24 protein-coding genes and 2 tRNA genes are annotated in these 22,705 nt (G+C 65.7%); 11 read left to right on the top strand and 15 right to left on the bottom strand.

All coding sequences use genetic code 11. The features are described 5' to 3' along the window. Window positions 1-13 precede the first annotated feature (13 nt). Window positions 14-220 (top strand): hypothetical protein, encoded by a 207-nt coding sequence (locus ACOEQ2_RS09400; protein WP_419727731.1) that lies wholly within the window; start codon window positions 14-16, stop codon window positions 218-220. Between the two features lie 20 nt (window positions 221-240). On the opposite strand, the gene ACOEQ2_RS09395 is transcribed toward ACOEQ2_RS09400, so the two are convergent. Together ACOEQ2_RS09395 and ACOEQ2_RS09390 are read right to left on the bottom strand one after the other, a co-directional pair. Continuing rightward, complete coding sequence (locus ACOEQ2_RS09395) at window positions 241-798, bottom strand: DUF2459 domain-containing protein (RefSeq protein WP_419727730.1); 558 nt, start codon at window positions 796-798, stop codon at window positions 241-243. Window positions 799-916: 118 nt separating this feature from the next. After that, complete coding sequence (locus ACOEQ2_RS09390; RefSeq protein WP_419731098.1) at window positions 917-2,497, bottom strand: S10 family peptidase; 1,581 nt, start codon at window positions 2,495-2,497, stop codon at window positions 917-919. 105 nt (window positions 2,498-2,602) lie between these two features. Here ACOEQ2_RS09390 and ACOEQ2_RS09385 point away from each other — a divergent pair, with 105 nt between their 5' ends. Together ACOEQ2_RS09385 and ACOEQ2_RS09380 are read left to right on the top strand one after the other, a co-directional pair. Continuing rightward, entirely contained in the window at window positions 2,603-3,412 is an 810-nt protein-coding gene (locus tag ACOEQ2_RS09385) for an exodeoxyribonuclease III (protein WP_419731097.1), read from the top strand. Beyond that, complete coding sequence (locus ACOEQ2_RS09380) at window positions 3,409-3,903, top strand: nucleoside deaminase (protein WP_419731096.1); 495 nt, start codon at window positions 3,409-3,411, stop codon at window positions 3,901-3,903. The genes ACOEQ2_RS09385 and ACOEQ2_RS09380 overlap by 4 nt, the downstream gene beginning before the upstream one ends. Window positions 3,904-3,918: 15 nt before the next feature. Here the strand turns inward: ACOEQ2_RS09380 and ACOEQ2_RS09375 are convergent, their stop codons facing one another. From ACOEQ2_RS09375 to ACOEQ2_RS09360, 4 genes are all read right to left on the bottom strand, one after another. After that, the gene (locus ACOEQ2_RS09375; RefSeq protein WP_419731095.1) at window positions 3,919-4,491 is read right to left on the bottom strand and encodes a DedA family protein; all 573 of its coding nucleotides are present in this window, start codon (window positions 4,489-4,491) and stop codon (window positions 3,919-3,921) included. Between the two features lie 92 nt (window positions 4,492-4,583). After that, the gene (locus ACOEQ2_RS09370; RefSeq protein WP_419731094.1) at window positions 4,584-4,952 is read right to left on the bottom strand and encodes a hypothetical protein; all 369 of its coding nucleotides are present in this window, start codon (window positions 4,950-4,952) and stop codon (window positions 4,584-4,586) included. A 109-nt stretch (window positions 4,953-5,061) separates the two neighbouring features. After that, window positions 5,062-5,137, bottom strand: a tRNA-Ala gene (locus ACOEQ2_RS09365). A 100-nt stretch (window positions 5,138-5,237) separates the two neighbouring features. After that, window positions 5,238-5,897, bottom strand: a complete 660-nt coding sequence (locus ACOEQ2_RS09360; protein ID WP_419731093.1) for a Maf family protein — start codon at window positions 5,895-5,897, stop codon at window positions 5,238-5,240. Between the two features lie 338 nt (window positions 5,898-6,235). Between ACOEQ2_RS09360 and hemE the strand changes: the two genes are divergently transcribed. Both hemE and hemJ read left to right on the top strand, forming a co-directional pair. Beyond that, window positions 6,236-7,300: a uroporphyrinogen decarboxylase gene (gene hemE, locus ACOEQ2_RS09355; protein WP_419731092.1), complete on the top strand. Its 1,065-nt coding sequence runs from the start codon at window positions 6,236-6,238 to the stop codon at window positions 7,298-7,300. Further along, on the top strand, window positions 7,297-7,749 hold the full coding sequence (hemJ, locus tag ACOEQ2_RS09350; protein WP_419731091.1) for a protoporphyrinogen oxidase HemJ: 453 nt from the start codon (window positions 7,297-7,299) through the stop codon (window positions 7,747-7,749). Before hemE ends, hemJ begins: the two co-directional genes overlap by 4 nt. 31 nt (window positions 7,750-7,780) lie before the next feature. Here the strand turns inward: hemJ and ACOEQ2_RS09345 are convergent. The 6 genes from ACOEQ2_RS09345 to mnmE form a co-directional block, all read right to left on the bottom strand. Then, window positions 7,781-7,856: transfer RNA gene (locus ACOEQ2_RS09345), tRNA-Lys, on the bottom strand. A 101-nt stretch (window positions 7,857-7,957) separates the two neighbouring features. Continuing rightward, complete coding sequence (locus ACOEQ2_RS09340) at window positions 7,958-8,860, bottom strand: ParB/RepB/Spo0J family partition protein (RefSeq protein ID WP_419731090.1); 903 nt, start codon at window positions 8,858-8,860, stop codon at window positions 7,958-7,960. After that, window positions 8,857-9,708, bottom strand: a complete 852-nt coding sequence (locus tag ACOEQ2_RS09335) for a ParA family protein (RefSeq protein ID WP_419731089.1) — start codon at window positions 9,706-9,708, stop codon at window positions 8,857-8,859. Before ACOEQ2_RS09335 ends, ACOEQ2_RS09340 begins: the two co-directional genes overlap by 4 nt. Beyond that, window positions 9,680-10,315: a 16S rRNA (guanine(527)-N(7))-methyltransferase RsmG gene (gene rsmG, locus ACOEQ2_RS09330; RefSeq protein WP_419731088.1), complete on the bottom strand. Its 636-nt coding sequence runs from the start codon at window positions 10,313-10,315 to the stop codon at window positions 9,680-9,682. Before rsmG ends, ACOEQ2_RS09335 begins: the two co-directional genes overlap by 29 nt. Continuing rightward, entirely contained in the window at window positions 10,315-12,174 is a 1,860-nt protein-coding gene (gene mnmG / locus ACOEQ2_RS09325; protein ID WP_419731087.1) for a tRNA uridine-5-carboxymethylaminomethyl(34) synthesis enzyme MnmG, read from the bottom strand. Before mnmG ends, rsmG begins: the two co-directional genes overlap by 1 nt. A gap of 45 nt (window positions 12,175-12,219) precedes the next feature. Then, a complete protein-coding gene (gene mnmE / locus ACOEQ2_RS09320) occupies window positions 12,220-13,521 on the bottom strand; it encodes a tRNA uridine-5-carboxymethylaminomethyl(34) synthesis GTPase MnmE (RefSeq protein WP_419731184.1) in 1,302 nt (433 codons plus the stop codon). On the opposite strand from mnmE, the gene ACOEQ2_RS09315 reads away from it, so the two are divergent. Both ACOEQ2_RS09315 and ACOEQ2_RS09310 read left to right on the top strand, forming a co-directional pair. Continuing rightward, window positions 13,505-14,116: a methylated-DNA--[protein]-cysteine S-methyltransferase gene (locus ACOEQ2_RS09315; RefSeq protein ID WP_419731086.1), complete on the top strand. Its 612-nt coding sequence runs from the start codon at window positions 13,505-13,507 to the stop codon at window positions 14,114-14,116. The two genes, mnmE and ACOEQ2_RS09315, sit on opposite strands and share 17 nt — an antisense overlap. Further along, a complete protein-coding gene (locus ACOEQ2_RS09310) occupies window positions 14,113-15,087 on the top strand; it encodes a quinone oxidoreductase family protein (RefSeq protein ID WP_419731085.1) in 975 nt (324 codons plus the stop codon). The genes ACOEQ2_RS09315 and ACOEQ2_RS09310 overlap by 4 nt, the downstream gene beginning before the upstream one ends. Before the next feature lie 51 nt (window positions 15,088-15,138). On the opposite strand, the gene rho is transcribed toward ACOEQ2_RS09310, so the two are convergent. From rho to ACOEQ2_RS09295, 3 genes are all read right to left on the bottom strand, one after another. Beyond that, a complete protein-coding gene (rho, locus tag ACOEQ2_RS09305) occupies window positions 15,139-16,413 on the bottom strand; it encodes a transcription termination factor Rho (protein ID WP_419731084.1) in 1,275 nt (424 codons plus the stop codon). 219 nt (window positions 16,414-16,632) lie between these two features. Then, entirely contained in the window at window positions 16,633-17,175 is a 543-nt protein-coding gene (locus ACOEQ2_RS09300) for a hypothetical protein (RefSeq protein WP_419731083.1), read from the bottom strand. Between the two features lie 11 nt (window positions 17,176-17,186). Further along, window positions 17,187-18,158 (bottom strand): magnesium transporter CorA family protein, encoded by a 972-nt coding sequence (locus ACOEQ2_RS09295; protein WP_419731082.1) that lies wholly within the window; start codon window positions 18,156-18,158, stop codon window positions 17,187-17,189. A 206-nt stretch (window positions 18,159-18,364) separates the two neighbouring features. Between ACOEQ2_RS09295 and trpB the strand changes: the two genes are divergently transcribed. From trpB to ACOEQ2_RS09275, 4 genes are read left to right on the top strand one after another with little or no spacing between them, the layout of a single operon-like run. Next, window positions 18,365-19,612 (top strand): tryptophan synthase subunit beta, encoded by a 1,248-nt coding sequence (trpB, locus tag ACOEQ2_RS09290; RefSeq protein WP_419731183.1) that lies wholly within the window; start codon window positions 18,365-18,367, stop codon window positions 19,610-19,612. Then, the gene (gene trpA / locus ACOEQ2_RS09285; protein WP_419731081.1) at window positions 19,609-20,454 is read left to right on the top strand and encodes a tryptophan synthase subunit alpha; all 846 of its coding nucleotides are present in this window, start codon (window positions 19,609-19,611) and stop codon (window positions 20,452-20,454) included. The genes trpB and trpA overlap by 4 nt, the downstream gene beginning before the upstream one ends. Further along, complete coding sequence (accD, locus tag ACOEQ2_RS09280) at window positions 20,451-21,320, top strand: acetyl-CoA carboxylase, carboxyltransferase subunit beta (protein ID WP_419731080.1); 870 nt, start codon at window positions 20,451-20,453, stop codon at window positions 21,318-21,320. The genes trpA and accD overlap by 4 nt, the downstream gene beginning before the upstream one ends. Then, on the top strand, window positions 21,298-22,641 hold the full coding sequence (locus ACOEQ2_RS09275) for a bifunctional folylpolyglutamate synthase/dihydrofolate synthase (RefSeq protein WP_419731079.1): 1,344 nt from the start codon (window positions 21,298-21,300) through the stop codon (window positions 22,639-22,641). The genes accD and ACOEQ2_RS09275 overlap by 23 nt, the downstream gene beginning before the upstream one ends. Window positions 22,642-22,705: the final 64 nt, after the last annotated feature.

Below are 22,705 nucleotides of genomic sequence, written 5' to 3'. Positions count from 1 at the left end.
GCACGGGCCGATCTTGAACGGCATCACCGGCCATGATGAACTCGGTCGTATGATGATCCGTGTACTGGCCTGCGTGGCGACGATCCTGACTGCTGGCGCCCTTGGTGGCTGCAGTTCAAGCCTTGGTGGCGGTGGCTCAAGTCCCAGCCGGACCTACATTGTCATGCCGAACGGCGAGACGGTTCCGGCCCAGGTGACGACCCGACCGCCCACCGACTGACGACCGCCACACCCTGCCGGTCAGTGGTGGTGCGTCGGGATCGAGCAGCTGGCGCCTGCGACTGACGTGGCGCGTTGCATGACCTGGCCGGCGAACACGACCCCCGCCGGCCCGGCGACCAGGCCGGCCGCGTGCAGGGCGTCATCGGTCCAACTGTTGCAGGTATAGAAGCCGGAATAGCCGATCCGGGTGGCATAGAAGCTGCTCCCCGGGAAGAAGCCGTCGGAGATGCGACGCGGCTGTCCGTCGCGCATCCCGAAGCTGTTCCACACGAAGTCAGAGAGCCGCTCCGCACCGTCCGGTGGCAGCGTGAGTGTCGCCATGGTGCCGTCATCGTAGGCGGTGTCCGGGGCAGCGCGCAGCCCGGCGACCAGCAGGGTGCCATCGCCTGGGAACGGCCCGACCAGCAGGTCATCGAGATGCGTCACCGGCGCCATCATGAAGGTGCGCTTGCCGAACCCGACCATCAGCACCGTCATGCCCGGGAACAACCTGCGGAACAGCGTCATCCGGCCACGCAAGGCGCCGGTCGGGATGCCCAGGTCGGTGTGCCAGCCGTGCGAGACGACGAAGACCACGTTGTCGGGAACCGCATGCGGAATGCAGAGCGGTGGCGAGTATGCGCACCCCGATAACGTCAGGAACGCCGACGCAACCAGGGCAGAAAGCCGCCGACGCACATACCCCGGGGGCAGGCTACGGGCTGCCGGCGTACAGCGCTGCAACATCGTGGGCGAGGGCGGCGCGACTGTCAGGCCGGGTATAGATCATGTGGCCGCCCGGATAGACCTTGAGCCGGACGCGGTCGCGGCCGACCGGCATGTGCTCGATCAGCCAGCGCGACCCGGCGAATGGGCAGGTCAGGTCGAAATAGCCATTGGCGATGAAAACCCGCAGCGACGGGTTGAGGGCCAGCAGTTTCCGCAAGTCGGGCATCCCGCGCGCGACCGTTTCGCTGCCCTGCTTGTAGTCCCAGGCGCTGTTCACCTTCAGGTTCAGCAGGTCGTATCTGAGCGCGGTGCGGAAGCCGAGCACGTCGCCGACATAGCCGGTGAAGGCGTTGCCGTACGCCAGCCCGTAGCCTGCCAGGACCGGTTCCGGGCTGTCGGCATTGTCGATGCCCTCGGGATACGGGTCGGCAATCGAGACCGTGCCGTCATAGAGGCTGTACAGACGGCCGTCGCGGCTGCGCACGTCATGCGCCTGCGGGTCGAGCTGCGCCCGCTCCTTCGCCACCACGCTCTCCGGCAGGCCGGTCATGCCGGCGACCTTCGCGTAGAACTGGTGCGCCGCGTCGGCGTCGAGCGGGGGTCCGGCGATCGTCGAGAGGTAGGGGCCGAAGGCGTAGCGATAGGCGTCGTCGGCCGATTGCGGGGTCAGGGTGTGGTCATGCTCCTGCGCCGAGGCGATCAGGCTGGGCAGCAGGATCGCATCACTGACCGGGTTGTCGGTGTTGCCGAGCAGGCTCATCTCGATCGCCGGCGAGACCATGACGATGCCGGCCAATGGGATGTTCTGCTCGGTTTGCAGCGCATAGGCGGTCTTGATCGAGCGGATGCCGCCATAGCTCTCGCCGACCAGGTATTTCGGCGAGCGCTCGCGCCGGTTGGCCTCGAGCCAGATCCGGATCGCATCGGCGAAGGCGGACCCGTCCTGCTTCACGCCATAGAATTCCGCCGCCGCCTTGGCCGGCTTCTCCGGCAGGCTGTAGCCGGTGCCGACGGCGTCGATGAACACCATGTCGGTGAAACGCAGCCAGCTATCCGGATTGGGCCCGATCTGCGCGTTGGCGCCATCGGTCGGGTTGGAAGTGGGGAAGTTCAACACCACCGGGCCGGCGGCACCGAGATGCAGGAAGGCGCTGCCGGCGCCCGGACCACCATTGAAGAAGAAGCTAACCGGTCGCTTCTGCGCCTGCTGGCCGTCAGCCACGTAGGCCACATAGAACACGCGGGCCGACGGGGCGCCGTCAGCATCACGCAGGGTGAGCGTGCCGGCCGTGGCGGTGTATCCGACATGACCCCAGGCGGCGGTGAGGTCATGATGGGTGACGCTGTTCGACGGCAGTTCCCCGATCAGCGCGTTGTCGGACTTCTCCGGCTTGTCCGTGGAAGCCGGTGTCGCCACTGCGGCCACAGGTGATCCGGTGGGCAGTCCATGCGCCTCCTGCGATCGGGCCGGCATCACTCCCAACGCCGTCGCGGCCACCAGGCAGTGGATGAGCCACCCGTGTCGACGTGTCGGCAATGCGGGGTCGCGGTGCGGCATACGGCTCATGTCGAATTCCTGGAACGGCGGCTGCGGACTTTTTCCCGCAAACAGGCTCGGCGTCCAGTCATGCGTCGGGGCAATCCGGAGCCGCCCGACAGCGTTGGCGACCCTGTGAAGATCGCCACGTTCAACATCAACGCCATCAACAAGCGCCTGGCCAGTCTGCTCGCCTGGCTGCACGAGGCCCGGCCCGACGTCGTGTGCCTGCAGGAGTTGAAGGCGGAAACGGCGGATTTCCCGGAAGCGGCGATCCATGATGCCGGCTACGGAGCGGTCTGGATCGGCCAACGAAGCTGGAACGGAGTGGCGATCCTGGCCCGCGGCCGCGCGCCGGTGCCGACACGGCGCCGCCTGCCGGGTGACGCCGCCGACATCCAGGCACGCTACATCGAGGCGGCAGTCGACGGGGTGCTGATCGCAAGCCTGTACCTGCCGAACGGCAATCCGCAGCCAGGCCCGAAATTCGACTACAAGCTGGCCTGGTTCGAGCGCCTGATCGCCCATGCGGCAGACCTTTACGCGACCGGACTGCCGGTGGTGCTGGCTGGTGACTACAACGTCGTGCCGACCGATGCCGACATCTACCGGTCCAGATCATGGGCCGACAACGCACTGCTCCAGCCGGCCAGCCGCGACGCGTTTCGTCGATTGCTGGCGCAAGGCTGGACCGACGCTGTGCGGACGATCCACCCGGTCGGGCCATCGCCGACGTTCTGGGACTACAAGCGGGATGCCTGGGCACGCGATGCCGGCCTGCGGCTCGATCACCTGCTGCTCAGCGACGCCATTGCCGAACACCTGCAGGATGCTGGCGTCGACAGACAGGTCCGCGGGCAGGATAACGCCAGCGACCATGCCCCGGCCTGGATAACGCTCCGACCCGGCGCTTCAGGAAAACAGATCAGGAGGTCCAGGACATGATCAGCAAAACAGACGAGCGCTTCATGCGTCGCGCGCTGGAGCTTGCACAGGCGGGGCGCGACACGCCGGGCGCGTCTCCGATCGGTTGTGTCATCGTTCTCGACGGCGAGGTCGTCGGCGAGGCGCATAACGAGGTCGGGATCCGGCACGATCCCAGTGCCCATGCGGAGATCGTTGCAATCCGGCGCGCCTGCGAAAGCCTGGGACGGGACGACCTACGGGGCGCCGCTCTCTACTCCACGCTGCAGCCCTGCGGCATGTGCAGCATGGCAAGCATCTGGAGCAGCATCGAGCGCGTCGTGTATGGCGCCTGCCGCAAGGATGTTCATGCGATGTATTTCGAGGACCGGCATATCGACGTGCTGGACATCATCGATGACGCATTCCGTGACGACATGACCGCGGTGGCCGGCGTCCTGGAACAGGAATGTGCCGCGCTGTATTACAAGCCCGGCGATGAACCGCCGGAGCAGGAACAGGCGAACATCTGAGCTCGGCGATGCGGTTCAGGCCGGTGTCTTGTCCTTCCTGGCCGCCTGCATCGCCTCGTCGGTCAGGCGCTTCTCGTTCCGCTTCAGGAACATGAATGCGCCGCCGAGGACCAGGACGGCAACGGCGCCGAGGAAGATGCCGAGCGGACCGGTGATCTTTTCCATCTGACTGCCAAGCAGGTAGGCGGACAGCGAGTAGCCGCCTGCCCAACCGATGCCGCCGAGCGCGTTGTAGAGCAGGAAAACATGCCATGGCATCCGATTCGCGCCGGCGAGCAGGGCGGCAAAGGTGCGGAGGATGGCAATGAACCGACCGAAAAACACCACCTTGCCGCCATGTCGGCGGAACAGGTAGCGGCCGAGCGTCAAGCGCTCCTCGGTCAGGCCGATCTTCCTGCCCCAGCGGGCCAGCACACGGAAGCCGACACTGCGACCGATGAGGTAGCCGAAATTATCACCCATGATGGCGCCGACCACCGCCACGATGATCACCCATGTGATGTTCAACTTGTGGGTTGCGGCACAATAGAGCGCAGTACCGATGAGCAGGCTTTCACCCGGCAGCGGTGCGCCCATGCTCTCCAGCATGACAACCAGGCCGACCAGGCCATAGCCGTAGTGCTGGAGAAGGTGGTCGAGATGATGCAGTGGAGGAATCCAGAGCGTTCCTGAGGTCGTCTTCAGGAACGGGCTGCGGCGCCGCGTGTCAAGCCGCCTGGAAGAGTGGCCTGACCGATGCGCTCGACGAGGAGGGTGAGGTCCAGACCTTCCGGCACCACCAGCATCTCCCCGGGTGCCGCCCCATGCATGACGGTCACGGCATCCTTCGGACAGAGGCCGAGGCAGCCGACCTCCAGGATGCGGACGTCGCGGCGTCGGCCCAGATCGCGCAGGACCTGCTTCATGGCGTCTGGGAGGGCGTGCTTGTTTTTCTCGCCAAAGCCGCCGTCCAGCTTGCGACTGCACTTGCGGCAGACCAGCAACAGGTCCCGCCAAGGTCCGGAGGCCGTGACGATCTCGCCTTCGATAGCCTTGTGCTTCTTGCTCATGTCCGGAGATCTCGCTGCGTTCGTCGGCCCAACGTGCGGGCGGCAGAAAGGCTTCCGAGCGGCTGCGGTCGTCGCTTCCGTCGAGGCATCACAAGGATGGTTGGAGGACTGGTGGAGCCAAGCGGGATCGAACCGCTGACCTCCTGAATGCCATTCAGGCGCTCTCCCAGCTGAGCTATGGCCCCATCGTCTGGTCGGCGCACCGATCGTGATACGCTTGGGTGCGCGGCGTATAGCGGTGGTTCGTGACGGTGGCAAGTCTCGCCGGCAGTGCCGGAAAGCCGGTCAGCTCAGCAGCAGGTTCTGCCGTCGCAGGAAGCCGAGCAGCGCCAGCATTGGCAGGCCGAGGATCGCGGCATACTCGCCATCGACCGCTTCGAATAGCTGCACCCCCGGACCCTCGAGCCGGTAGCTTCCGACACTCTGCAGGACCGTATCCCCTTCGAGTGCCAGATAGGCAGCCAGGAACGCTTCGGTAAGCGGACGGACGTCCAGCGCCGGAGCGGCGACATGCTGCCAAAGCGTTCGACCATATTGCTGGCACACGACGGCTGTGTGCAGCACATGCCGATGCCCGCTCAACGCCTGCAGCTGCCGCTTTGCTGCTGCCTGGTCGGATGGCTTATCGAACCAACGTCCCTCGCACACCAGCAACTGGTCGGCGCCGATGACGATGGCATCCGGATCATGGATGGAAGCGGCCTTGTGCTCGGCGAGCATGAGGGCGGCGTCCGACGGCAGCAGGCAGGCCGCAAGCGCCTGCGTCTTGAGGGCAGCCTCATCCACTGTAGGGGACCGCGCCGTGACCCGGAGCCCGGCATCCCGCAAGAGCCGCAGGCGGGTCTGCGACGAGCTGGCCAGAACGAGAGCCGGACTCGAGGCCTGCAGGCCGGCGGCCGCTGGAATGGAGAGGGCGAGTCGAGTCGGGGTAACAGGCGGTGTCACGCTTATGGGAGTCCTGGGGTACACGGGGATGATAAGAGGCTCTGCCAGACCGGGTACCGAGTCAGGTGCATGACGCGCGAAAGCCGCGACAGCATGGGGTTGTACACAGCACCATGTCAGGAACTTCGGGATAAGTCTGGAAAACCCAGCCTAATCAACAGGCTTGAGGTTGTACACGCTGTGGGAAAAGCGGGGTACGTTTTTCGCAAGCCGGGTACCCCGTCATCCACAGGGCCTACTAGGACTCCAACCATTTTATTCTTCTTCTTTCATGCTTAGATCCGCTCAAGCCGGTAAGACCGATCGGCCGGCTCGAGCGCAAACAGGCGAACCTGAAGATGACGGATAAGCGGCTGTTGCGTGTTCTGCGAGGCGAAGCCGTCTGGCCGCCCCCGGTCTGGCTGATGCGGCAGGCCGGTCGCTACCTGCCTGAGTTCCGGGCTTTGCGGTCACAGGCGGATTTCATCACCCGCTGCATGACACCCGACATTGCCGTCGAGATCACCCTGCAGCCGATCCGACGCTTCGCGATGGATGGCGCGATCCTGTTCAGCGACATCCTGATCCTGCCCTGGGCAATGGGCCAGGGGTTGAAGTTCGTGGAGGGTGTGGGTCCGGTGCTCGAACCGATCCGCACACGTGAGGACCTGGACCGTTTGCAGCCGGAACGGGTGGCTGAAGTCACGGCGCCGATCATGCAGACATTGCGACGGCTCAGGCAGGCGCTCGATGCGCCTGGCGACGAGACCGTCCTGGGTCGCGGTAGCGCCGGCGCCACCACGTTGATTGGCTTTGCCGGGTCGCCCTTCACTGTCGCCTGCTACATGGTCGAAGGCGGGAGCTCGCGCGAATTCCTCGAGCCGCGGCAGATGGCCTATGCCGATCCGGCGCTGTTCGACCGGCTCATCGACATGCTGACGCAGGCCACCGCAACCATGCTGTGCGCGCAGATCGATGCCGGAGCCGAGGCAGTGATGCTGTTCGACAGCTGGGCCGGCTTGCTGCCACCGGGACAGTTCCGTCGCTACGTCATCGAGCCGAGCCGACAGATCGTTCGCGAGATCAGGTCACGTCATCCGTCGGTGCCGATCATCGGCTTCCCCCGGCTCGGCGGCCTGCTGGTCGGGGAGTATGCTGCTGCGACGGGTATCAATGCCCTCGCACTGGACACCTCGGCCGACATGATGGCGGCGGCGGCACTGGTTCCGGACGGCGTAGCGCTGCAGGGCAATCTCGACCCGCTATGCCTGGTCACCGGCGGCGACGGCATGGGGCACCAGATCGACGTGATCCGCGATGCGATGCGCGGCCGACCGCATGTCTTCAACCTCGGGCATGGCGTCCTGCCACAGACTCCGCCCGAACATGTGGCGGCGCTGGTCGAGCGGGTCAGGCGAACATGATTGCGGCACTCGGACCTTATCTGCAGTGGGAGAAAGCCTTCCATCTGATCTCGGTGATCGCGTGGATGGCCGGCCTGTTCTACTTGCCGCGGTTGTTCGTTTACCACTGCATGGTCACGCCCGGGTCGGACCAGAGCGAGGGGTTCAAGGTGATGGAGCGTCGGCTGCTGCGCCAGATCACGACACCGGCGATGATTGCCAGCGTGGTATTCGGGGTGTTGCTGATCCTGACACCAGGCGCCGTCGATTGGCACGCCGGCTGGTGGTACGTGAAACTCGCCGGTGTGGTGTCGATGCTGGGCTTTCATGGCGCCTGCGCCGGCTGGCGCAAGGACTTCCAGCTCGACCGCAACCGTCGACCACAACGGTTCTATCGGATGGCGAACGAGGTCCCGACCGTCCTGATGCTGGTGATCGTGATCATGGCGGTGGTTCAGCCCTCACTGTAGTGAGGTGAGGCGGCTGCGCGGCTGTGGTGATTGGTGGGCGCAGTAGGATTCGAACCTACGACCCGCTGATTAAGAGTCAGCTGCTCTACCAACTGAGCTATGCGCCCCCATGCTCGGATCCTGGTCCAGACCAGGGTTCCTCGCGGGTGACGGCGCTATAGCAGCGTGCGTAGATGAAGGGAAGTGGGCGCAAGCCAGGCTTGGCGACTTATTGGTTCAGCAGTCGCAACACGCCGTCGAGCTGATCGAGAGTGTCGTAGTGGATGCGGAGTTGGCCGCCGCTCCGGCCATTGAACTGGACCTCGACGCGCAAGCCGAGTTTGTCCCGAAGGTCGCGTTCCAGTGCCACGATCTCCGGATCCTTGCCGTCACGCTGATTGATATCGGCCCGTGCCGACGGGGGTGCGATGCGGCTGGCGGTCAGGTGAGTCTGCGCCAAAGCTTCAGTCTGGCGCACCGTCAATCGCTTGGCGATGACCGCCATGGCCGCCTTTGCCGGATCGGGATGATTGATCAGCGCCCGGGCATGGCCGGCCGATAGATCCCCCTTGATGACATCTCGGCGCACCGAGAGCGGCAGTTGCAGCAGCCGCATCGTGTTGGCGACGTGGCTCCTCGACTTGCCGACGGCACCCGCCAGTTCCTCCTGGGTCATCGCGAACTCGCCCATCAGGCGTTGCAGGCCTTCCGCTTCCTCGATCGCATTCAGGTCCCGGCGTTGCAGATTTTCCACCAGCGACGCGGCCATGGCATCCGCGTCGGTGAGGTCACGAATATGAACCGGAACCTCGTGCAGCCCGACCAACTGTGCGGCTCGCCACCGACGCTCGCCGGCGATGATCTGGTAGCGGCCCGGATGCTCGGGATGAACGCGTGCGAGGATCGGTTGTAGGATGCCGCGGCTGCGTATCGAATCGGCAAGTTCCTCGAGCGGCTCCTGCTCCATGATCTGGCGCGGCTGGAAGGCTCCCGGTTCCAGCAGCTCCACCGCAAGGCGATGGACATCGCCTACGGCATCTCCTGCAGACCTGGTGCCGGCGTGGTTCTCGCCGAGCAGGGAAGCAAGCCCGCGGCCGAGCCGGGGAGCCTGTGGGTCCTTGCGCGTGCTCATGACCTGGCTGCCCGCGGAGGATCCGCCCTGGTGCGCATGACGAGTTCCTCTGCGAGCCGGTCGTAGGCCTGGGCGCCGCTCGACTTCGGATCGTAGAGATGCGCCGGTTTGCCATGGCTCTGGGCTTCGGAGATGCGGATATTGCGCGGAATCACCGTCTCGAACACCTGGTCACCGAAGAAGCTCCTGGCGTCTGCGGCAACGAGCTCCGAAAGATTGTTACGGCGGTCGAACATTGTCAGCACGAGACCCTGCAGTCGGAGTGTCAGGTTGAAGGCGCGCCGCACGCGCTCGATGGTGCGGATAAGCTGACTTACACCTTCCAGCGCGAAGAACTCACACTGCAATGGTACGAGCACGGACTGCGCAGCAACCAGGGCGTTCAGGGTCAGGAGGCCCAGGCTGGGCGGGCAGTCTATCAGGATGAAATCGTAGGCGAGCGGTGCCTCTGCCGGTGAAAGCACCTCAGCCAGCCGGTATTCGCGGCGTTCCATGTCGACCAGTTCGATTTCGGCGCCGGCCAATTCATTGTCGGACGGGATCAAGGACAAGGAGGGTATCTGGGTGTCGCACGCGAGGTCGTTGACCGTCCGATCCTCAGCCATGAGCGCGTAGCTGCCGGCGCGCCGATTCGCATAATCGATGCCGAGACCGGTGGAGGCATTCCCTTGCGGATCCAGGTCGATCAGCAGAACGCGATAGCCCAGGACCGCAAGGGCCGTTGCGAGGTTGATTGCTGTCGTGGTTTTACCAACTCCGCCTTTCTGGTTCGCGATGGCGATGATGTGGGGGGAGGAAGCGGGCGCGGCCGAACCGGATTTACCGGCCGGTCGCCCGGTCGGGCTCACTGACACGCCTGATTTCACTCAGCCTGAGGATGACGCCATCCGGATCGGTGCGGCTTGGTCGTCGGGAGACCGCCATGTGCCATTCCGACGCAGCTGCGGTCAATTCTTCGTCGACGGTGCGCCCCTTGAGGAACACGCAGATGCCGTCATGGGAGAGAAACCGCGTCGCCCATCCGAGCAGGCGCGGCAACGGTGCGAGGGCGCGCGCTGTGACGTAATCGGCCGGCGGCAGATCCACCTGCTCGATGCGCCGTGCGACGATCTCCGCCTGCACGCCGGTCGCGCGGGCAGCTTCACGCAGGAAGCTGGCCTTGCGTTGATCGGCTTCGATCAAGGTCACCGGGCTCTCATTGGCAATTGCCAGCACCAGCCCAGGAAAGCCGCCGCCCGATCCGAGATCGATGAACGGGGCCCCAGGCGGGATCTCCTGCACCAGCTGGAGGCTATCCTCGATATGGCGCTGCCAGAGGTGAGGCAGGTCGCCGGTCGAAACGAGGTTGATCCTCGGGTTCCAGCGGGAGAGGAGGTCCGCCAACACCATCAGGCGCTCGGTTGTTTCACGTGAAACAACGGTCCCGAGCGGCGACGAATGTTTCACGTGAAACATCAGGCGGCCTTCAGATGCGCCAGCAGTGCCATCAACGCTGACGGCGTCACTCCTGGCACCCGTCGTGCCGCACTGAAGTTTGCCGGACGTGCTGCCATCAGGCGCTCCCGCATCTCCGTGCTGAGCCCGCCGATCGCCTCGTAATCCAACATTTCAGGAACAATGAGCGACGACTCCGCCGCCAGCTGACGGATCTCCCGCGCCTGCCGGCCGAGATAGCCGCGATAACGAGCCTCCGTCTCTACATGCAACCGGACCCGCTGCGGCAGCTGTGCCAGCCACGGAGCCAGACCAAGCAGAGCCGTTGAAGTCGGCTCGACTGCGAGGAGGTCGAGGATCGTCCGCCGGCGGCCGTCTGCAGTCACGGGGAGGCCGTGCTCCAGAAGCACAGCTGGTGCGAAGCTTTCGTCCTCGGCATGCCTCATCGCCTCGTCGATCAGGCTCCGATCCTGCGCGAATATTGCCGCGCGTGTCGCACCCACGCATCCCCAGCCGGTGCCGATCTCGGTCAGTCGAAGATCCGCATTATCAGCGCGCAAGGTGAGCCGGTACTCGGCACGTGAGGTGAACATGCGATACGGCTCGGAAATACCCTGGGTGGTCAGGTCGTCGACCATCACGCCGAGATAGCCTGTGCCGCGATCCACCACGATCGGGTCGCTGCCCGATGTGCGTCGCGCCGCGTTCAGGCCGGCAAGCAAACCCTGCGCGGCGGCTTCTTCATATCCGGTTGTGCCGTTGATCTGCCCGGCCATGAACAGCCTGCGAATCTGCTTCACTTCCAGGGTCGGCCACAACGCGCGTGGGTCGACATGGTCGTATTCGACTGCGTAGCCTGGCTGGACGATGCGGGCTCGCTGCAGTCCCGGCATCGTCGCCACCAGGAGTACCTGGACGCTTGCGGGGAGGCTTGTAGAGATCCCGTTCGGATAGACCAGGTCGCCCCCCGGGTTGCCCGGCAACGCCTCGGGCTCCAGAAAAACCTGGTGTCGGTCACGGTCTGCAAATCGCACGACCTTGTCCTCGATCGAAGGACAATAGCGTGGTCCGCGCCCCGCGATGCCGCCGCCATACACCGCCGAAAGATGAAGGTTGTCGCGGATCAGCGCGTGCGTTTCTGGCGTGGTCGTGGTGATACGACATGACAGCTGCTGGTTGTCGATCGACGTCGTCATCCTGCTGAACGGCTGCGGAACATCATCTCCGCAATCCTCGGGCAATTCATCCCAGGCGATGCTGTCGCGAGCCAGTCTCGGTGGAGTTCCGGTCTTGAGCCGGCCGAGCGGCAGTCGCATCTCTCTCAGCCGTTGGCTAAGTTTCGCTGCCGGTCCTTCTCCAACCCGGCCGGCCGGCGTGGTCTGGTGGCCGACATGGATCACCCCACCCAGGAACGTTCCGGCCGTCAGCACCACGGCGCCCGCCTCGACATGTCGCCCGTCAGCACACACCACGCCGCACGCCGCGCCGTCGACATCAAGCAGTAGGTCGTCCACGGCCGCCGCTGCGATCGTAAGGCCCCCTGTCTCCCTGAGCAGCTCGTTGATCGCCGTCCTGTAGAGCGAGCGGTCCGCCTGCGCCCGCGGGCCATGCACGGCGGCCCCCTTCGAGCGGTTCAGCAACTTGAAGTGAATTCCCGCACGATCCGCGGCACGCGCCATCAGACCGTCCAGTGCGTCGATCTCGCGCACCAGGTGCCCCTTGCCGATGCCGCCGATCGCCGGATTGCACGACATGGCGCCGATCGTCTCGAGCCGGTGGGTCAGCAGCAGGGTGCGCGCACCGAACCGTGCGGACGCGGCAGCCGCCTCGCATCCAGCATGTCCACCGCCGATCACGATCACGTCCCACTTGCCGCCCATTCGAGGCCATCCCCTGCTGCCAAAGACCGATATTGTGAGGTCCGGCTATTTGCCGATGCAGAATTGTCCGAAGACGCTGTCTAGCAGATCCTCCACGCCGATGGTGCCGGTCAGTCGCCCGAGTGCCTGCATCGCCAGTCGCAGCGCCTCTCCCCGGAGTTCTGCAAGATCGAGGGATCCCGCAGCCGCAAGATGGGATGCAGCCTCCTCTATGCCGGCCCGATGTCGCGCACGGGTCAGCGGTGGCCCCGCTCCGGTCTCCGTCAGGCCCGCGACGGCATCCGCCAGCATGGCTTCCAGGGTCTCCATACCTTCACCGGTCCTGGCGCTGACCCCAAGCCACCCGACCGGTGCAGGCGCCAGATCCACCTTGTTCCAGACCCGCAGCACGCCCGCCCCCTGCCGCCCGACTGCTGAAACATCCGTCGCCACGTCGAGCACCAGGTCGGCATGGTCGGCATGCCGCCTCGCCCGACGAACGCCCTCCGCCTCGAGCGGGTCCAGCGCGTCCCGGAGCCCCGCAGTATCCACGAGTGTCACCGGGATCCCTCGGAGCACCAGCCGCACCTCGATCGCATCACGCGTGGTGCCAGCCCATTCCGAGACGATCGCCGCCTCGTGTCCGGCGAGCCGGTTGACCAGGCTGGACTTCCCGACATTCGGGCGCCCGATCACGGCGATGAACAGTCCGGACCGGATGCGCTGCGCCGGCTCCCCCTGCGCCAGATGCGTCCGCATCTCGTCGAGCAACCGGGCGAGGTCGTGGACGAGCGTGGTCTCGACCTCCGGCGGCAGATCCTCGTCCGGGAAGTCGATCAGCGCCTCCTGGTGCGCCAGCAGATGACGCAGTCGGGCCGCCCAGTCATTGTAGAGCGCGCTCAGCGCACCATCCGCCTGTCGCAGGGCCTGCCTGCGTTGCGCTTGCGTTTCCGCCTCTATGAGATCGGCAATTCCCTCAGCCTCAAGCAGATCCAGCCGGCCATTCGCGAACGCCCGGCGGGTGAATTCCCCAGGTTCGGCAGGCCTCGCGCCGAGGGCCACAAGAGCTGCGGACACCGCCTCCACGACCGCCGGCCCTGCATGCAGATGCAGCTCGGCACAATCCTCTCCGGTGTAGCTCCGTGGTGAGGGGAACCACAGCACCAGCGCCCGGTCGAGCAGCTCTCCGCAACCATCGGCGGCAGGCGCGTGGAGCCCGCGCAGGACCGCGCGACGTGGCGGGGGCCGATCGCCGCCCAGCTGGTCCAGGATCGGTCCGCACAACCTCCCGCTGATCCGGATGATGGCGATCGCGGCACGACCGGCGCCGCTCGCGCGCGCGAAGATGGTCGTGTCGCTCATCACGATGCGCCATTCCATTCGGGCCGAACAGGATAGGCTTGACACCACCCCGTCCGGCGTTGCGATGGTCTGCTTCTGGACCCTGTACCGCTTCCGGAGGCCGGCGCGCTTGCCACAACTGTCACTGCATTCTCCGCTCGGCTCCCTGACCTTGACGCAGGAAGACGATGCACTGGTGGCACTGGACTGGGGCTGGGGCCGCGACCAGCAGGAGACCGTCCTGCTGTGCGAGGCTCGTAACCAGCTGAACAGCTATTTCGACGGCGAGCTGACACGTTTCACGCTCCCGCTGTCACCGGTATCCTCCACACCCTATCGACGTCGCGTATGGGCTGCGCTGGCGGAGATCCCGTTCGGGGAGACCCGTACCTACGCTGAACTCGCGCAGCGTGCTGGGGGCTCTGCACGTTCCGTCGGACAGGCGAACCGCGTCAACCCGCTGCCGATCCTGATCCCGTGCCATCGGGTGGTCGCCGCGACCCACATCGGGGGTTTTTCCATGGAAGGCGGTCTGCAGACCAAACGCTTCCTGCTGAGCCTGGAACGCGGGTCGGGTGCGGAAGTCGGCGCCGAACCGGTGCACGGGGATCAACGCGTATGACCAAGGCTGTCCGCGTTCACGCCTACGGTGGTCCTGAAGTCCTTCGCCTGGACGATGTGCCTGTTCCGGTGCCCTCTGCGAACGAGGTGCTGATCCGACAGGAGGCGATCGGCCTCAACTTCATCGACATCTACTTTCGCAGCGGTCTCTACAAGTTGCCGACGCTGCCTGCCGTGATCGGGATGGAGGCCGCGGGGGTCGTGGAGACCGTAGGCGCCGAGGTAACCTCCCTCAAGCCGGGAGACCGCGTGGCGTATCCTGCCCAACTCGGCGCCTACACCAGGCACCGCGCATTGGCTGCAGACCTCGTGGTGCAGCTTCCGGACTCGATCGACACGCAGACAGCGGCGGGAATGATGTTGCGTGGCCTGACGGTGCAGGCGCTGCTGCGTCAGGTCCGGGTGCTGCAACCGGGTGACACCATTCTGGTACACGCCGCGGCTGGCGGGATGGGGCTGATGATGTGCCAATGGGCGGCGCATCTCGGCGCGATCGTGATCGGCATCACCTCGACCGAGGAGAAAGCCGAGCTTGCGCGGGAGTTTGGCGCAGCACACACGATCGTCGGGCTGGACGACGTGCCGGCAAAAATCAAGCGCATTACCGGTGGCGCCATGGTACCTGTCGTCTATGACAGCGTTGGAAAGGACAGCTTCATCAGCAGTCTGGACTGCCTGGCGCCACGCGGGCTTCTCGTCAGCTACGGCAACGCTTCCGGTGAGGTGACAGGAGTATCGCTAAGCCTGCTGGCGGCGCGAGGCAGCCTGTATGTGACGCGACCGAAGCTCACGACGTTCATTGGCAGGCGTGAGCAGTTGGTCAGTGCATCGAAGGAGCTGTTCGGCGTGGTCGCGAGCGGTGCCGTAAAGATCAGGATCGGCCAGAGCTTCCCGTTATCGGCGGCTGCCGAGGCACACCGTGCTCTTGAGGCCCGGACAACGACCGGCAGCACAATCCTGCTGCCGGACTGATTGTCGCCGCAGCACACCGAACAGCAGGCCCTGGAGTCCCAGGGCCTACGCTCAGGTATTCATCGCGTCGAAGAAGTCCTGGTTCGTCTTGCTGTATTTCAGCTTGTCGAGCAGGAAATCCATCGCGTCCATCGTGCCCATCGGCTGCAGGATCCGGCGCAGCACCCACATCTTCGAGAGCGACGCCTTGTCGACCAGCAGCTCCTCCTTGCGGGTGCCGCTCTTGGTCACGTCGATCGCCGGGAAGGTACGTTTGTCCGACAGCTTGCGGTCGAGGATCAGCTCCGAGTTACCGGTGCCCTTGAACTCCTCGAAGATCACCTCGTCCATACGGCTGCCGGTATCGATCAGCGCCGTCGCGATGATGGTCAGCGAGCCGCCTTCCTCGATGTTGCGGGCCGCACCGAAGAAGCGCTTCGGCCGCTGCAGCGCGTTGGCATCGACGCCGCCGGTCAGCACCTTGCCGGAGGACGGCACAACGGTGTTGTAGGCACGTGCCAGCCTGGTGATCGAATCCAGCAGGATCACCACGTCGCGCTTGTGCTCGACCAGCCGCTTGGCCTTCTCCAGCACCATCTCGGTCACCTGTACATGGCGGGTCGCCGGCTCGTCGAAGGTCGAGGACACGACCTCGCCCTTCACCGTGCGGGCCATGTCGGTGACCTCCTCGGGCCGCTCGTCAATGAGCAGCACGATCAGGAACACCTCGGGATGGTTCTGCGAGATGGCGGTAGCGATGCTCTGCAGCATGACCGTCTTGCCGGTACGCGGCGGCGCCACGATCAGCGCGCGCTGGCCCATGCCGATCGGCGATACCAGGTCGATCACCCGCGGGGTGAAGTCCTTGGTCTGACCCTTGGCCGTGACGGCAGCGTTCTCGCTCTCCATCTTCAGGCGACGGTCGGGATAGAGCGGCGTCAGGTTATCGAAGTTGATCCGATGCTTCACGGCATCCGGCGGCTCAAAATTGATCGTGTTGAGCTTGAGCAGCGCGAAATATCGCTCGCCGTCCTTCGGTGCCCGGATCTGGCCCTCGACGGTGTCGCCGGTGCGCAGCCCGAACCGCCGTACCTGGCTCGGCGACACGTAGATGTCGTCGGGTCCGGGCAGGAAGTTCGCACCGGGCGACCGGAGATAGCCAAAGCCGTCGGAGAGGATCTCCAGCGTGCCTTCGCCGTGGATCTCCTGATCGTTCTCAGCCAGGTTCTTGAGAATCGCAAACATCATGTCCTGCTTGCGCAGGGAGGACGCGTTCTCGATCTGCAGCGACTCCGCGTAGGAGAGCAGATCCGAGGGAGTCTTTGCCTTGAGTTCGGCGAGGTGCATGGGACGCCTCGAAAATGGAGCAGAGCGTGCAGAGGGAGGGGGAACGGGCTGGCTGCCGAGCGGGCAGGGAAACCTAATGTCGTCGCAACGGGGGATAGTCCCGTGCAGGCCAGACCGACATCATTCCGAGTGGAGGGATCCAGGAAGCAGCCAGGCAGGCTGTCAGGACAAGCGAAAGATACGGGCCGTGACGGCGTGCGTCAAGAAGGTGCAAACGAGTCAGTTCGGCGGGTCGAATGAAGCTGGTGTCAGCCAGTAGCGGCCGGCTACCGCGCGATCACCCCACCATGACGCAAGGCGAGTGAACAACGCGACATGGTGTGGAGCGGAGACGATCTCACCGGACAAGGTATCGGCAGTACAGATGCCGGACAGCGACACATCCTGGGTCGGAAGTGCCAGGCGCAGGCTGCAGCCGGCTGTGCCGCTGGTCAGTCCCGGCATGATCCGCCCCGACACCGGACCTTCGGCGACCAGGTGGCGGTCGGACGTGAACAGGATTGCCTCGCCGGCAATCGAACCGTCCGCTGCAGGCGCCGACAGCCCGATCGAAAGATGCAGCGGCGGCTGATCCACCGGTTGAGCGAGCTCAGGCACGCTGCCCTGGACGTCGCCACCATACCGGAACGGCTCGGCCGCAATCCGATGCATCGCGGCAACCGGGTTGGGAGGTGTAAGCGGAGCTGCAGCGGCAACGACAGGCGCGCATGTCGCCGGCAGCATCAGTAGCGCCTTCAGCATCGACGGTCTCGCGCCAGGCATCGTTCGGTCTCTCATTTGCCGCCCAGCCAGCCCTTGCGCCAGAACCAGATCATCGGAGCCACGATGGTGAAGGCCATCAGACCAAGGGCGTACCAGTAGCCGAAGCTCCAGTTCAACTCCGGGATGTCCTTGAAGTTCATGCCGTAGATGCTGGCGATCAGGGTTGGCGGGATGCCGACGATGCTGACCACCGTCAGGATCTTGATGCCATTGTTCTGCTCGATGTTGATGAAGCCGAGCGTGGCATCGAGCAGGAATTGCACCTTGTTGTTGATCTGGCTGTCATAGTCGTTGAGCGAGGAGATGTCTTTCGCCAGCAGATGCAGCCGCGCCGCGAGGGGCTCGCGGCAGGGCCGGTCGGCATTGTCGCTGATGTAGAGGATGATCCGTTGCAGCCCGAGCAGGCTGTCGCGGATCGATGAGGCGAGTTTCGCCTCCTTGCCGATCTTCTGCAGCAGTTCCCGCAACAGCCGGTCGTGGCTGGTGCCGTCTCCTGGCTCGACCGACCGGAAGATCCGGGCCGAAAGCTCGTCGAGCTCGTGTCCCGAACCCTCCAGCAGGTCGGCGATCCGATCGATGAAGCCCTCCAGCAGCATCACCATGGTGTCCTCGCTGCCATGCGGGTCGGGGTTCTTGGCAAGGCGACCGCTGATCGTCTCGAACACCGGGAAGTCGGTGTAGCGGATCGTGACCAGCCGGTCGGCGCTCAGCACGAAGCCCAGTGGCGAGGTGAAGGCCAGGCCGTCGCCGCGCCTGACCAGCGGCGTCGACAGGTAAAACGTCTGCCCCTCCATATAGACCCTGCTCGAGCTCTCGATCTCCTCGACGTCCATGCGGGTGGGCACGCGCAGGCCGGTCAGCCTCTCGGCCAGGGCACGCTCGTCGTCGGTCGGATTGAGCAGGTCGAGCCAGGCCGCCTCGTCGCTCTCCGCCTCCGAGGTCACGGCGACCGGCGGGCGACCGGATGGGTGGGCGAGAAACATGAACACTCCTGGCTCGGATCACACCGAATAATCGATGCCCCGGAAATCATGTCAAACCATGACGGCATGGGCTCCCCATGTGTGAGCACCCTATCTGTGAGGCGTGACCTTGCGCGACCCCTGCGCTAGGAAGGCGCCGTTCCGGAGATGAAGCGTTGAACCCGCCCCAGATCGCGACGACAGACCGCCCCTCGACTGCGACACCCGTGCCGCTCTCGGTCCAGCTTGCAGAGCGGAGCGAGCACCTGCGGCCCAACAGCCTGCGGACCGGACCGGACGACCGCGGCCGCTTCGGCATCTTCGGCGGCCGGTTCGTTGCAGAGACCCTCATGCCGCTGATCCTGGAGCTCGACCAGGCCTACGAGGCGGCAAAGGTCGACCCGGAATTCCGTCGCGAGCTCGACTACTATCTGAAGGACTATGTCGGCCGTCCGAGCCCGCTCTGGTTCGCCCGTCGCCTGACCGCCGAGCTCGGTGGCGCGCGCATCTACCTGAAGCGCGAGGAGCTGAACCACACCGGCTCGCACAAGCTCAACAACGTCATGGGCCAGATCCTGCTGGCCCGTCGGATGGGCCGGACACGCATCATCGCGGAGACCGGCGCCGGCCAGCATGGCGTCGCCACCGCGACCGTGTGTGCCCTCTTCGGGCTGAAATGCGTCGTCTATATGGGCGCCACCGACGTCGAGCGGCAGAAGCCGAACGTGTTCCGGATGCGGCTGCTGGGCGCCGAGGTGCACGCGGTCAAGACCGGCGCCGGCACGCTCAAGGACGCGATGAACGAGGCGATGCGCGACTGGACCGCGAACATCCTCGACACCTACTACCTGATCGGCACCGTTGCCGGACCGCATCCGTACCCTGCGATGGTGCGCGACTTCCAGTGCGTCATCGGCGAGGAGGCGCGCGCCCAGATGCAGGAGGCCGAGGGCCGCCTGCCGGACGCGGTGGTGGCCTCGGTCGGTGGTGGCTCCAACGCGATGGGTATCTTCCACCCCTTCCTCGACGAGCCGGACGTACGGCTGATCGGCGTCGAGGCAGCCGGGCGTGGTCTCGACAGCGGCGAGCAGGCGGCCAGCATCAGCCGCGGCCGGCCAGGCGTGCTGCACGGCAATCGCACATACCTGCTGCAGGACGAGCACGGCCAGATCCAGGAGGCGCATTCGATCAGCGCCGGCCTCGATTATCCCGGCATCGGGCCAGAGCACTCCTGGCTGCACGACATCGGCCGCGCCGAATATGTCGGCATCACCGACGACGAGGCGCTGGCCGCGTTCCAGCTCTGCACCCGCACCGAGGGCATCATCCCGGCGCTCGAATGCGCCCACGCGCTGTCGTATGTGGCGAAGCTCGCACCCACCATGCGCCCCGACCAGATCATCCTGATGAATCTGTCCGGTCGCGGCGACAAGGACATCTTCACCGTGGCGGAGCATCTGGGTGTGAAGCTTTGAGCCGCATCGCCGCACGCTTTGCCGCACTGAAACAGGCCGGCCGTGGCGCGCTGATCCCGTTCCTCGAGGCCGGCGACCCCGACCTCGAGACGGCGGCGGCGATCCTGCGCGGCATGCCGGGAGCCGGTGCCGACCTGATCGAGATCGGCGTGCCGTTCACCGATCCGATGGCCGATGGCCCGATCATCCAGGCAGCGGCCCGTCGCGGCCTGATCGCCGGCGCCACCCTGCCGAAGACCTTGGCGATGGTCGCGGGCTTCCGTGAGCACGACCAGGACACCCCGATCATCCTGATGGGCTATCTCAATCCGGTCGACAGCTACGGCCCGGCGCGGTTCTGCGCCGATGCGGCCGCGGCCGGGGTGGACGGGCTGATCATCGTCGACCTGCCCTCCGAGGAGGCCGACCTGCTGGAAAGCCACGCCAGCGAGCATGGTCTCGACATCATCCGGCTGGTGGCGCCGACCACCGATGCCGTCCGGCTGCCGAAGGTGCTCTCCGGCAGCTCCGGCTTCATCTACTATGTCAGCATCACCGGCGTGACCGGCACCCGCACCGCCTCGGAGGCTGACCTGGCGCTGGCGCTGCCGGGACTGCGCCGCGTGACCGACCTGCCGGTGGCGATCGGGTTCGGCATCCGCACCCCGGCGCAGGCGGCAAACGCAGTCCGCGTGGCCGACGCCGCGGTGGTCGCCTCGGCCCTGATCGAGACCTTGGCGAACAGCCTGGACGAGCATGGTCGCGCCACCGCAGACACCGTCACCCGGGTGCTCGACCAGGTCAGGACGCTCGCGGCCGGCGTCCGATCGGCGCGCGTGGAACAGAAGGAGCGCGTCGCATGAGCTGGCTGACCACCTATGTCCGCCCGAAGATCCGGAACCTGCTCGGCAAGCGCGACGTACCGGACAATCTCTGGACGCAGTGCGACGCCTGCAACCAGATGATCTTCTCCAAGGACCTGCAGAAGTCGCTGAACGTGTGCCCGCATTGCGGCCATCACATGCGCGCCCTGGTCAATGACCGCCTGGCCTGGAGCTTCGACGATGGCAAGTTCACCCGCATCGAGCTGCCCAAGGCGCCGACCGATCCGCTCGGCTTCCGCGACCAGAAGAAATACACCGACCGGCTGAAGGAGCATCGCGCCAAGACCCACCTCGACGAGGCGCTCGTGGTCGCGCATGGCACCATCACCGGCAACAAGGCCGTCGTCGCGGTGATGGCCTACGAGTTCATGGCCGGCACGATGGGCGCGGCTCTCGGTGAAGGCATCGTCGCAGCGGCACGCCTCGCGGTGCTGCAGCAGGCGCCGCTCGTGGTGTTCACCGCATCCGGCGGCGCCCGGATGCAGGAGGGCATGATCAGCCTGATGCAGATGCCGCGTACCACCATCGCGGTGCAGATGGTGAAGGATGCGGGCCTCCCTTACATCGTCGTGATGACCAACCCGACCACCGGCGGCGTGACCGCGAGTTTCGCGATGCTGGGCGACATCCAGATCGCCGAGCCGAACGCGCTGATCGGCTTCGCAGGTCCCCGGGTGATCGAGCAGACCGTGCGCGAGACGCTGCCGGACGGCTTCCAGCGCTCGGAGTTCCTGCTGGACCACGGCATGCTCGACATGGTCGTCAAGCGCGGCGAGATGCGCGAGACGCTCGGCCGGTTGATCTCGCTGCTCGGAACCCGCGATGTCCTCGAGCACGCCGCCTAGCCAGCAACATCCGGCGCCGCTGCCGGAGTTCACTGGGCGCAGCGGGGTCGTGCTGGAGCGTCTGCAGCGTCTTTATCCGGCGCTCATCGACCTCAGCCTCGGCCGGCTCGAGGCGCTTCTGGCCAAGCTGGATCACCCCGAGCGGCGGTTGCCGCCGGTGATCCACGTCGCCGGCACCAACGGCAAGGGCAGCACCTGCGCGAACATCCGCGCCATCGCCGAGGCCGCCGGGCTGGTCGTGCATGCCACCACCAGCCCGCATTTGGTCGACGTGACCGAGCGCTTCCGGGTCGCCGGCCGGCTGGTCAGTGAACCCGTGCTGGTGGCGACCCTGGAGCGCATCGAGGCGGTCAACGCAGGCTCGCCGATCACCGTGTTCGAGGTGTTGACCGCCTGCGCCTTCCTGCTGTTCGCCGAGACGCCGGCCGACCTGGCGGTGATCGAGGTCGGGCTCGGCGGCCGCTATGACGCCACCAATGTGCTGACCGCTCCGGCCGCCTGCGCGATCGCGTCGCTGTCGATGGATCACGAGGCCTTCCTCGGCGACACCCTCCCCGGTATCGCCCACGAAAAGGCCGGCATCATCAAGCCGGGTCGGCCGGTGGTGACCGGCAGGCAGCCACCGGAAGCGCTGGCCGAGATCGAGGCGGAGGCGGCCCGGCAACAGGCACCGCTGTTGCTGCGTGACCGCGACTGGAGCATCGAACCGGCACCCCCCGGGAGCGATGCCCCGCTGCTCTATCGCGACGCTCACGGAACTGTCGCGCTGCCTCTACCCGGCCTGGACGGGCCACACCAGATCGACAATGCCGGGCTCGCGGTGGCGACGTTGCGCGCCTCCGGACTGGCACTGCCGGTGACCGCCTTTGCCGGCATCGCGCGCACCACCTGGCCGGCGCGGATGCAGCGCCTGCACGGCCGGCTGGCTGCCACCCTTCCATCCGACTGGGAGCTCTGGCTCGATGGCGGCCACAATCCCGGTGCCGGCCTGGCGCTGGCCGACACGTTGCGGAGCTGGTCGGATCGGCCGGTGCATCTCCTGGTCGGCATGAAGCAGAGCAAGGACCCGGCCGGCTTCCTGGCACCGCTTCTGGGGGTAGCCGACACGATATGGGCGGTGTCGGAACCTGCCCAGCATCTGGCGCTTCCGGTCGCAGCCATCATCGAGGCTTCCGGAGGCGTCGCCAGGCCCGGACCGACCGTCGCCGAAGCACTGGCCCGCCTGGTGACCGCCGACCCGCGGCCGGGACGGGTCCTGGTGTGCGGCAGCCTGTATCTGGCAGGTGTCGTGCTCAAGGCCGATGGCTGGGTCGCCGAATAGCGCCAACCTGCCTGCCAACTCCTGCACGACGCTGTTGCATTCGGCGCTCGCGCGGTATTTGCTC

It is taken from the genome of Lichenicola sp., assembly GCF_965198575.1.
Classification (GTDB): Bacteria; Pseudomonadota; Alphaproteobacteria; order Acetobacterales; family Acetobacteraceae; genus Lichenicola.
This window is presented reverse-complemented; position numbering and strand designations above follow the sequence as displayed.